Genomic DNA, 10,380 nt, shown 5'->3' with positions numbered 1-10,380 from the left:
GGAAGGCAGCGGCGGCGATCATCTTTCGGTGGCGTGGACCGGTCCCGGTATCACCGAACCCGGCGACCCGCCGGTGGTCATTCAGGGGCAATACCTGGTGCCGCTGACACCCGAACCAACCTTTACCCCCACCCCCACCAGCCTGCCGCGCTGCGAGGATCTGGTGGTGGTGGGCGAACCGCTCACCTTCCAATCCTATGCCGCTGGAAATCCCGGCAGCGGCTACATCATTCAATCGCAGCTGCAGAACACCGGCCCCTACAACATCTACATGAGCGGCGCGCTGATGGACTGGAACGGTCAGTGGCACAATCCGGTACACAGCCAGCCCAGCGGACACATCTTCAACTACTACGCCGGCAGCAATCAGAGCCAGCCGATTTACGACCCGCCCAACATTGCCTCCTACCCCTACGGGCATGCCTTTACGCCCACCCCCGGCCGCAACCTGATTGCGCCGTATGGCGGCAATTACCTGCGCTGGGTATATGGGCAGCCAAATCCGGCCGTCAGCAATTTCTCCTTCTGGATTAACCCCAATTTCAATTACTACCCGCCGGTGGGTGCCGGCACCCCCACCCCGCGCATGACGGTCACACCGGTTTCGTGGCCTGTCAGCGGTAATAATCTCTTTCACAATTTCTACTGGGCCGGCGATTTCACCGGCAGCATCTATTACAACGTTGTTCCAACTATAGGACCAACGCTCTCTTGTGTGCAGCAGGTGACCGGCTACCCCGGTCCCAGCATTCAGGTGATCATCAACCCGGGCGGTACACCCTTCTCGGCACGGGCGATCATCAACGGCAACGACAGCAATGTGGATACCACGCTGGGGGTGTACTTCTTTGTCTATGACAGCGCCGGCAATCTGGTGCACTGGTCGCGCGATTCCAACTCCTGGTTCTGCATCTTTGGCCACACCGGCTCTGGCTCAAGCACAAGATGTGTAACCCGCCGGCCGCTGATAGACCAGTGGGATCAGGGCGGGGGGGTGATTCGCAATGGCAGTTACACCCTGGTGGTTCTGGCACGCAACAATGATGCCAGCAAGAAGTCCAATGTGGCGGTGGTGCCTTTCGTCATCTCGGTCAACACGCCCACCCCCACCTTATTGCCAACCAATACCCGCACCGCCACCATTACCCGCACGTTCACGCGCACCTTTACGGCAGGTCCGACCCGCACCAACACCCCCATACCCTCCATAACGCCAACGCGTACGGTCACCCCCACCCGCACCATCACCCGCACGCCGACCATCACGCGTACCCCGACCATTACCCCCACACCCACCTTGTGTCTGACGCCGTGGGAACTGGGCGGCTGCAACTAGACTGAATGTTGGAAGATTAAGAGGGTGCCGTAAGCGGCACCCTCGTTTTTTTTTACGTGAATTCGGGAGAAGTTCAAGAACGGGCAAGTAATGCAATTACCCCCTCCCGGCCTCCCCCAAAACCGCATCAACGGTTTTGGGGGAGGTGCAGATGGGGGTCAAAAATCCTAAAAGGGATGGGAAGGTGAAGATGACTTTGAGAAAGCGGTGTAACTTCCTCGTGCGTTATTGAATTTGTAAACCTTTAGTTCTATAATCAAATTAATCCGAAAGAACCTGACGTTTTGTCCTTTCTCTACAACGGGGCGGGTTTACAGTCAAACACATCCAATAAAAGGTGTGAAACTTCGGTTTCGAATGGCTGATTGCAATTGGGGAGGCAGCTATGCGACACCTTATGTGCCTGTTCATCATTCTGGTGTGCTGTTTAACAGCCTGTGTGGACATCCCTTCACAATTCGGCTTCGATGTGAATGTGGAAACCAGCAGCGAACTGGGACCGGATACCCTTGCCCGCATTGATGCTGTCAACCAGACCCTGGCAACCGGTGTTGAGGTTGGACCGGAAACCCGGCAGGTCATTCGCGAACTCAACGATACCATTCGGCAGGGGGTCAAAGCCGGTTTTGACGATGCCACCCTGGCGCGGGTGGATGATCTGTTGAGGGTGGTGGAGGACGGCCTGAAGATTGGGCTGGATGCGGAAACTCTGGATACCATCAACGGCATTGTGGATGCTATGGACCGCATGCCCGGCAACTGGGAAATTGCCGCCAGCGAAATTGTGCGAACGCTGGAGCGTTCCGGCGGCACGCTGGCAGGCAGGATGGCCGACGAAGTGAAAGCGGTGATGAACGAAGCCCGCCTGAACATGCAGCAGATGACCGCCATTGCCGGCACCGAATTTCGCTGCAATGTGGATTTCCTCGGTTCCAAAGCCGGGGCTACGGTCAATGAATTCATTGGGCGCAGCATCATCGGCCGCTTGAAGAACATTCTTTCGGGGAAACCGGCAAAGGAGGAAATCCCCACCCCGTGGGTCTGTCAGGTCATCCCGGAACGGATCGAACTGATTCAGGTGGGCGGGCGGCTCATTTTTCCGGACGGCATTTTGACCCTGACCGGATACAACTACGTGGAAGCCAACTCGCCGCGTGCCTATGTGGTGGATGAAGCCGGCAACCGGCTGGAATCAATTCAATTGTTTCCCTACCGCACCAGTCCCTATCAAATCCAGCTCAATTTACAGGATCTGGATTTCAGCGCCATTCCGCCGCGTTCGCGCATCGTATTTCAGTGGCCGAATGTGGCGGAAACCAGCGGGGTAGCCATTCTGATGCCGGCAATCAACCCGCCGGTGGCGCGTTTCACCTTTTCACCCGCGGGCGGCAGCGCTCCGTTGACGGTTCAATTCACCGATACCTCGACCGGCGAACCCTCGCAGTGGTACTGGTCATTTGGGGATGGCGCTACTTCGAACGAGCGCAATCCCACCCATACCTTCATGGAAGCCCGCCGCTATGAGATCCAGTTGACGGTTTCCAATCCGCTGGGGTCTTCCACCGTTTCGGAAGTGCTGGTGGTGGGCGAGCAATTGACCGCCGATTTCACCTTTTCACCCCGACAGGGAGATGCGCCGTTAATTGTGGAATTCACTGACCGTTCTACCGGCAACCCAACCGCCTGGGAATGGGATTTTGGCGACGGTGAACGCTCCACCGAGCGCAATCCCATTCATGTCTATTACACCCCCAATCTTGCCGGTTATCGTGTAACTCTGCGGGTGAACAATGATGTGGGCAGCGCAGTCAAAACCAGCCCGGATCGCGTGCTGGTCAAAGAGAAACTGGATGCCGATTTTACGGCTGAAATCACCAGCGGGCGGGCGCCGCTGACGGTCGCCTTTCGCGATACCTCCAGAGGCAGCAACATCACCACCTGGTTGTGGAATTTTGGCGATGGCACAACCTCGACCGAACGCAACCCCACCCATACCTTCAGCGAGCCGAATCTCTACGATGTAACCCTGACCGTCACCAATGCCGAAGGACAGAGCAGCAGCGAAGTGCGCCGCGGCTACATCAACGCCTATAAACTGGTCAATTTACCACGGCCGGGGTTCATCGTAATTCCCATGTTCAACATTCTTAATGATGTTGCCGCCTACGCTCCTTCTTTTCAGCTGACACAGGGGGGTGAACAAAAGGATACCGCCATCCCATATGATCGGTACGTGTGCGGTATTGTCGGAATGGCTGCAACGGATGGGGACATTCAGGAAAATGACCCGGGCGACATCCTCAAGGCATATTTGTTCCGTCAGTACAGCGCTTCGCTGGGTAAAGATTCGTGGTGGTTGACGGCTGATTTTCGTACCCACCGCTCCAACGAACGCTGGACGATTAATTTGCTCTGTCTGGAGCGCAAGACGGAAAATTCGGTGTTTATCTATCGGGAATTCAACCGTATGGAAGGCGGCAAGGATCACCTGACCGGCCTGATGACCAGCGATTACCACTTTTGCGGTATTGTCGGACAGGCAGCCCTGTTTGGGGACATTGAAGAGAATGGTGTCCGCCCTGTCCTCTGGCAGGCGTTCATGGACGGCAGCGGTCCCGAATGGAAAATTGTGGTGGATTTTGCCACCCACAACCAGAACGAGTCCTGGAATGTCAACGTGCTGTGTCTGAAACGGGGGGCTTATCTGGCAACCGACAAACCGGTTTTCCTGACCAACCGCTATACCTACCTTGCCCCGCCGGATAACCGTTACCGCACCAGTATTTCGGTCAATGAGTACGCTTGCGGCGTGGTGGGCATTTCGGCAGAACGGGGTGACATTCTGGAAAACGACACCCGCAACCCTCTCCTGCTGGCGGATATGGTGCCGGACGGAAGTACCTGGGCAGCGCGCACTTACTTTGCATGGCACAACAAAGCACCGGACTGGCAGGTAGATACCCTCTGCATCCACAAAGATTATGTGAAAGGAGAAATTCCCCCGCCCTGATCATTAACGTAGGTTCGGGATAAGCACAAAACGCGGTAAGCAGCAGAGTGGACCGCCTCCCACCTCCCCCAATATCGCAGAAGCGATATTGGGGGAGGCGCAGGAGGGGGCAATATTCTGAAATCGGATGCAAAAAGGATTTATTCCGAACTGACGTTTATTAAGCGCGGTGAAAGGGCAATCCGTGAGGCAGGAGAATCCCCTTTCTGCCTCCCCGTTTTTATGGATTTACCAGCCGCTGGCTTCAAAAATGACTTGCAGCAGCTGGCGGCGTTCGTCAGCCGTCATCGGCCGCGAGCGTAAAAAGTCCTCAAAACGCAGGGTCAGCAGTTCCACACCCAGATAACGCCCGTCGTAGAAGATATGGCGGTCAATGAAGGCGCGTTCGAACGGTTCGCCCAGCGAGTACTGATCGAAGAAAAGATTGCCCAGCCCGTAATGCAGAAAGCTGTCCTCGTAAAACTGCATGGCTTGCGGCAGGTGCCCCTGACTGCCCGAAACGATCACCGCCCCGGCTGCGGCTACCCGCTCAAAGTCCTCTACGGCGCGCGGTCTGGCAGCGAAGGTTTCGTATTCCAGATGGGAGAAGGTTACAATCGGCAGGTAGCCGGCCGAGCGCAGACGGCGGATTTCATCCGTCAACCGGTCAAAGTCACACAGCACGGCTCCGGGGCTGTCGGCTGAAGCCTTTGCATAGGCCGGCCCTTTGGCATTGCAGCCAAGGAAGGCAATCCGATTGGCGTTGTGCTCGAACAGCGCTGGCTGCCAGCCCTCTTCCAGCGTTGCCCCGCCCCCGTAGGTTTGCCAGCCGCGCCGGTGGTATTCTTCCAACGTGAGTAAGACATCTTCGGGCGCGGCGTCAATGAAATGGTCGCCGGTCATCTCGACCACATCCGTGCCGACCGCTTCCAGCAGTTCAATCCAGCGGAGGTCGCTGCACGGAAAGATGATCACACCCGCTTCGTTCAGCCCTTCCTGCCGCGGTGAGCAGCCCTGCCGAAAGGCGACCTCGTTGTTGATGTGGGTAATATCCGCCTCGCGCAGCCAGTCGGCCACTTCGGTGAGGGCGTGCTCCACACCGCGCAGGCGCAGGTAAAGCGCGGTGGCACGTACCAGCGCCGTCACGCCGGTCACGGCAACCACCGTCATCTTGCTTTCATCGCGGTTGCCGGCTGGCAGAATACCGGCCAGTTCGGCCGCCCGCTCACCGCTCAGGGCAAAAGGCAGTGCCAGCGGATAGGCGCTTTCATCCAAACCGCGCGCCAGCGGGGAAATGCCGTCCACTGCCAGGACTTTCAGGCGCGGTTCAAGGCGCTCAAAGGGGATGATTCCGCGCGCGGTTGGCTGCTGCCACAGCGCTTCGCTCAACCTGCCGGTTGGCACAACTTCAACCGCTCCCTCGGCGGGCGCTCCCCACCAGCCGGTCAACATGGCCAGCGTGTCCGCTTCGACGATGAGCGGAGGCAGGGTGGTATTCAGGCCATACCATGTTTTGCGCAGGGTAACCGAATCAATTTCATCCTCCACGGTTGCAAAACGGGCAACGACGGCATAAACCCAGCTGCCGGCTTGCAAACCATCCGCGCCAACCTTGACCTGTACCTGCGCGTTTTGCGGCTGATCGGTTTTCTGCCAGCCGGGTGGCAACTGCGCAGCTTGAAGCAGGGCCGGCGGCAGGTGCGGATCGAACCAGATCAAACCAGCAGTCGCCCCGCTGAGCGGAAGTGCGGGGGCGGTTGGGTTGGGGAGCGGAAGAAAGGGGGTTGGGGTTGTTTCGCCGTTTTCTTGCAGCCAGGCCGGTGGTTTGACTTGCGGCAGCACCTGACAGCCGGCCAGCCAGATCATCAGGATAAGCGGAAACCAGGTGCGTTTCATGGCTCGAATTATAGAATATAATCACCCCATGTCTGTTGAAATCACCCTTTACAAAAGTGAATGGAAAGACGAATTCCGGCAGATTGCCGGTTTTCTGCGTCAGGTTTTGGGAAATTTAGCCCTGCGGATTGACCACATCGGTTCAACGGCCGTGCCGGGGCTGGATGCCAAGGATGTCATTGACATCCAGGTGACGGTGACGGCGCTGGACGAAGCCGTGATGAACGCCATGATTGCCGCCGGCTTCATTCACCGCGCAGATGTCAGCGGAGATCACCTGCCGCCGGGTTGGGATGAGGACGAGGCCGGCTGGCGAAAGTGGTTGTTCAAACCGCCGCCCGGCTGGCGCGAAGTCAACCTGCATGTGCGCATTGAAGGCGCTCCCAATCAGCGCTATCCGCTCCTCTTTCGGGATTACCTGCGGGCGCATCCGCAGACCGCCCAAGCCTATGCCAGCCTCAAACACCAGCTGGCCGCGCATATTCCTGACCGGCACACTTATTCAGATGTAAAAGACCCGGCCGTGGATTTGATTTATCTGGCAGCCGAGGAATGGGCCGCCCAAAGCGGCTGGCAGCTCCCGCCTGCCGATGCCTGACCCATTCCTGTGAGGTTTATGGCGCTGTGGGAGCGTTCAGCTGCTGTTGGACGGTTTGCGGTAATTCTGACGAAAAAGCGCGCAGGTTTTGGGCAATTTCATCCGCCTGAGCCGGGCTCAGGGCGTAAAAAGCGACCGTATCACTGGTACAGACGATGTTATCGGCAATCCGCCAGCGGCCGACTTCCACCCAATCGGGCGGCTGGGGGTAGAGATCGAACCACTCCGGGAAAAGAACGGCCAGCGAAGCCGCCTGTTCTCTTGCCAGCCGATCCACCTTTGCGGTACTCCAGCTGCCCTCGCGCCACCACCTGCCGGTTTCAAGGTTGGCCAGCCCGACCACATCCACCAGCTCGATATTCGCATAATAACTGATTGCGCCAATGTCATTGGCTACGATGGTCTGACCATTGTAAAAGCGGCTGACAAAGCGCGCCATTTGCACCTGTTGTTCATGGATGTTGCGCACCGCCAGCGGATAAGCCGAAAGGGCATTGCCCGCCCGGTAGGCAATCGGCAGCAGGAGCAGCAGCGCCACGCCCAGCGCGGCAGCAACCGCAGGCGTAAAGCGCAGCCGCCGCTCGCTTTCCAGCCGTTTGAGCAGCAGAGCAGTCAGCTCCATCAGAATCAAAGCGCCCGCAAAGATCAGGTACGCCTCATAACGGAAGAACCAGCCGGTCCTGGCCAGCTGCAGGTGGAGAGCGAACATGCCGCTGAACAAGGCCACCCGCCAGCGCAAAGGCGGGCTGGTCAAACCGCCGCTCTCTGCCAGCGCGAAAGCCAGCCACACCGCAATGATCAACCCCAACAACGCCGGGCTATCCAGTAGGTTGTAAACTCCCTGTGTCAGGAACTGAGTCAGACCCGTTACGGAAAACAGGTTGATCTGGCTCTTCACCAGAACCGAATTGGGAAAGAATGCCCAGCCGTTCGCCACGGAGATGAGTCCGTAAACGGTCATCAGGCTGGCGCTTGCCAGCCCTGCCGCAAGCGCATCGCGCCAACGCCGCTGGAACAGCAAACCTGCAATCAGCCAGAAGAGTAAAAACAGCCCCTCATACCGGGTTACCGGCAGCAGGGCACACAAAACCGGCAATCCCCAGCGCAGGCTGGAAGAGGGAGAATTTTCGGCCAGAACCAACGACCCTGTCCAAAGCACCGCCACGGTCAATAAGGAATGAAGGGCGTGTTCCATGCCGGTCAATCCCAGCACCGGCAGGGGGGTGAAAATTAAAATCAGCACCACAAGGGTCAGGCGGATCATCCGCCGTCCGGATTTTGCCAGCAGCCGCTGCGCCAGCAGCAGGGCAGCCGCCCCGCTCAGCAGGCTGAGCAGCAGGGCAGCCCAATCCCGTACGCCGAACAGGTGGAAGGCTGCCGCCAGCAGCAAAGTCCATAACGGGGATGAAGTAGCCGAGGTGAACGGGCTGAGGTCAACACTCCAGCGCCCATCCTGAACGAAGTGGCGGGCAATGGCCATGTGAATGAAGGCATCGTCCACCGGGTAGCCGGGCTGTCCGCCGGTGTTATAGAGCGCCTGTGCCAGCAAAACGCCGACCATAAATACATAAAGTAAGTACGGCACGGTGTCCATTTTATTGATTGGCTGATGCTTAATCATTTTCAGATGTCAAATTAGGAAAAAACTGTGATAACTGAACTTTCTTTGTGTTTGAAACATATCTGTTTCCAGCCAATCCTAACCAAAGCCAGAAAATAAACAACCATCCTAACCACCATCCTCTATCTCCAAGCCAATTTGCAGACAATGGCAGCCAGGATAGAAAGCATGCAATCCATGCTGAACGAGGAGACAAACGAGCAATGGCAGGAGTAACTACGATAAGATTATAAGGAAGAAGATACGGAGTAATAAAAGTGCCGGCTAACATCAACATATCCGGATCACCTCGTGAGAACCAGAGCAAAATGACAGCAAGGGGCAACCCCCAAAAACCAATTGCAATATCGTTTACATACTTTCCTTCTTCATGGATTGTCCAAACCGAAAACATCAATTCAGGCCACCAACCCCATACAGCAAATGAAATGAGTAGAGTAATTAAGAAGCCAAGTAAATAAGTCTTTCGCGCCCCAAAAGCCCAAATAGACACTTGTGGCTTTAGTAATGCTAAGGGCGAAAGCCATGGAAGTGCGAGCGTCCCTAACAAGACCAAACCATCCAACTGACCCAAAAAGACAGTCCAAAACACGGGTAAAGAAAGGAATACTGCCACCATACTTAAAGGGTGTGTTGACCTCAAATAACTGGCTAGTCCGACAGATGCTAGGGTGAGACCAACTAATACAGGAAAACTCAGGAAATTAACAACGATACCAGTCCATGGGGGATAAAAAATTGGGATGTTATCTCTACCAAAAAAGTGAATCCAATCGAACGCAAAGAAACCGTCTTGCGGGATCATTGTTCCAATCAGTGAAAAGATCAATGTCAATCCCGCAAAGAGCGTTACTGATTGCAAAATTGAAAGATGGTTCTTAAAAATGAGTTGTTGGGGAAAAAGTTTCTCGATAATTCTCTTCATCCTAACAATTATACATTCAAGAAAAAACAAAAACTCCGCAAGGACTTACAAAACCCTTACGGAGCAATTTTTCCTGCCAAAGCCGGAATTTTAGCGGGTAGCGGCCGCGGCGCGCTTTTCCAGCGCTGATCGAATCATCAAAAATTCGCCGATATTTTCCATCGTAACCAGACCCACCAGCCGGTCATCGGCAATCACCGGCAGGGTGTGGCATTCGCGCTCCTGCAATTTGCGCGAGACCTCTTCCAGCATGTCGTTGATGTGGGCGCTCTCGAATCTGCAGTCCATTGCCGCAGAAACCGGCGCGTTCTGCCCCAGCCGCTGCAAAGCCTCCACCAGACTTTTGCGCGTCAAAACCCCGACCACCCGCTCTCCGGAAAGCACCGGAAAATCCTGCTGGGTGCTGCTCATCAGCAGTTCAATGGCGCGGCTGAGCGGTTCGCCTTCCTGAAGGGTGCGGAAATCGGTCACCATGGCTTGGGAAACGGGGATACCGCTCAGTGCCGATTTCATCTGTACCATGCTGGCTTCCTGAGCAGCGCCAATATAGACAAAGAACGCGATGAACACCAGAAACGGGTTGGTAAACAGGCCGATGAAGCCGAACACAAACGCCAGCGCCTGCCCAAGAGTTGCCGCCGCCTGTGTCGCCTGGGTATAAGGCAGGCGAGTTGCCAGCAAAGCGCGCACCACCCGGCCGCCGTCCATTGGGAAAGCCGGAATCAGGTTAAAGCCTGCCAGAAACAGGTTGACCACCATCAGTCTTTCCAGGAACGGCCCGCCGGTCATACTCAGTGAACCGAGCGGCTGCAACGCGCCGCTGAACAGCAGCCCGATGAACAACACCGCCGAGATGACTACATTCACCAGCGGCCCGGCCAGTGCTACCCACAATTCCTGCATCGGCTTCTCCGGCATCCTTTCCAGCCGCGCCACCCCGCCGATGGGCAGCAGGGTGATATCTTTGGTCTGAATGCCGAACTTACGCGCAGCCAGGGCATGTCCCAGTTCATGC

The 10,380-nt window shown here is 56.4% G+C and carries 6 protein-coding genes and 1 pseudogene; 3 read left to right on the top strand and 4 right to left on the bottom strand.

Annotation, left to right across the window (positions count from 1 at the left end):
* Together VAE48_RS15920 and VAE48_RS15915 are read left to right on the top strand one after the other, a co-directional pair.
* Positions 1–1,336: pseudogene (locus VAE48_RS15920) on the top strand (hypothetical protein); the annotation flags it as partial.
* 385 nt (positions 1,337–1,721) lie between these two features.
* Positions 1,722–4,346: a PKD domain-containing protein gene (locus VAE48_RS15915; RefSeq protein WP_322794323.1), complete on the top strand. Its 2,625-nt coding sequence runs from the start codon at positions 1,722–1,724 to the stop codon at positions 4,344–4,346.
* A gap of 228 nt (positions 4,347–4,574) precedes the next feature.
* On the opposite strand, the gene VAE48_RS15910 is transcribed toward VAE48_RS15915, so the two are convergent.
* Entirely contained in the window at positions 4,575–6,221 is a 1,647-nt protein-coding gene (locus VAE48_RS15910) for a CapA family protein (RefSeq protein WP_322794322.1), read from the bottom strand.
* On the opposite strand from VAE48_RS15910, the gene VAE48_RS15905 reads away from it, so the two are divergent.
* Positions 6,220–6,819, top strand: a complete 600-nt coding sequence (locus tag VAE48_RS15905; protein ID WP_322794321.1) for a GrpB family protein — start codon at positions 6,220–6,222, stop codon at positions 6,817–6,819. The genes VAE48_RS15910 and VAE48_RS15905 overlap by 2 nt on opposite strands.
* Positions 6,820–6,835: 16 nt before the next feature.
* Here the strand turns inward: VAE48_RS15905 and VAE48_RS15900 are convergent, their stop codons facing one another.
* From VAE48_RS15900 to VAE48_RS15890, 3 genes are all read right to left on the bottom strand, one after another.
* The gene (locus VAE48_RS15900) at positions 6,836–8,440 is read right to left on the bottom strand and encodes a hypothetical protein (RefSeq protein WP_322794320.1); all 1,605 of its coding nucleotides are present in this window, start codon (positions 8,438–8,440) and stop codon (positions 6,836–6,838) included.
* Entirely contained in the window at positions 8,433–9,365 is a 933-nt protein-coding gene (locus VAE48_RS15895) for a hypothetical protein (RefSeq protein WP_322794319.1), read from the bottom strand. The genes VAE48_RS15900 and VAE48_RS15895 overlap by 8 nt, the downstream gene beginning before the upstream one ends.
* A gap of 90 nt (positions 9,366–9,455) precedes the next feature.
* The coding region (locus VAE48_RS15890) for a site-2 protease family protein (protein ID WP_322794318.1) at positions 9,456–10,380 on the bottom strand (925 nt) is incomplete at its 5' end.

The organism is Bellilinea sp. (assembly GCF_034432615.1).
GTDB lineage: Bacteria > Chloroflexota > Anaerolineae > Anaerolineales > Anaerolineaceae > Bellilinea.
Note: the sequence above shows the minus strand (reverse complement) of the source record. Positions and strands in the feature narration are given on the sequence as shown.

Excerpts from the sequence above, each read along its gene's own strand:
- VAE48_RS15915 (WP_322794323.1), top strand. The coding sequence starts at position 1,722 with ATGCGACACCTTATGTGCCTGTTCATCATTCTGGTGTGCTGTTTAACA.
- VAE48_RS15905 (WP_322794321.1), top strand. The coding sequence starts at position 6,220 with ATGGCTCGAATTATAGAATATAATCACCCCATGTCTGTTGAAATCACC.
- VAE48_RS15910 (WP_322794322.1), bottom strand. The coding sequence starts at position 6,221 with ATGAAACGCACCTGGTTTCCGCTTATCCTGATGATCTGGCTGGCCGGC.
- VAE48_RS15900 (WP_322794320.1), bottom strand. The coding sequence starts at position 8,440 with ATGATTAAGCATCAGCCAATCAATAAAATGGACACCGTGCCGTACTTA.
- VAE48_RS15895 (WP_322794319.1), bottom strand. The coding sequence starts at position 9,365 with ATGAAGAGAATTATCGAGAAACTTTTTCCCCAACAACTCATTTTTAAG.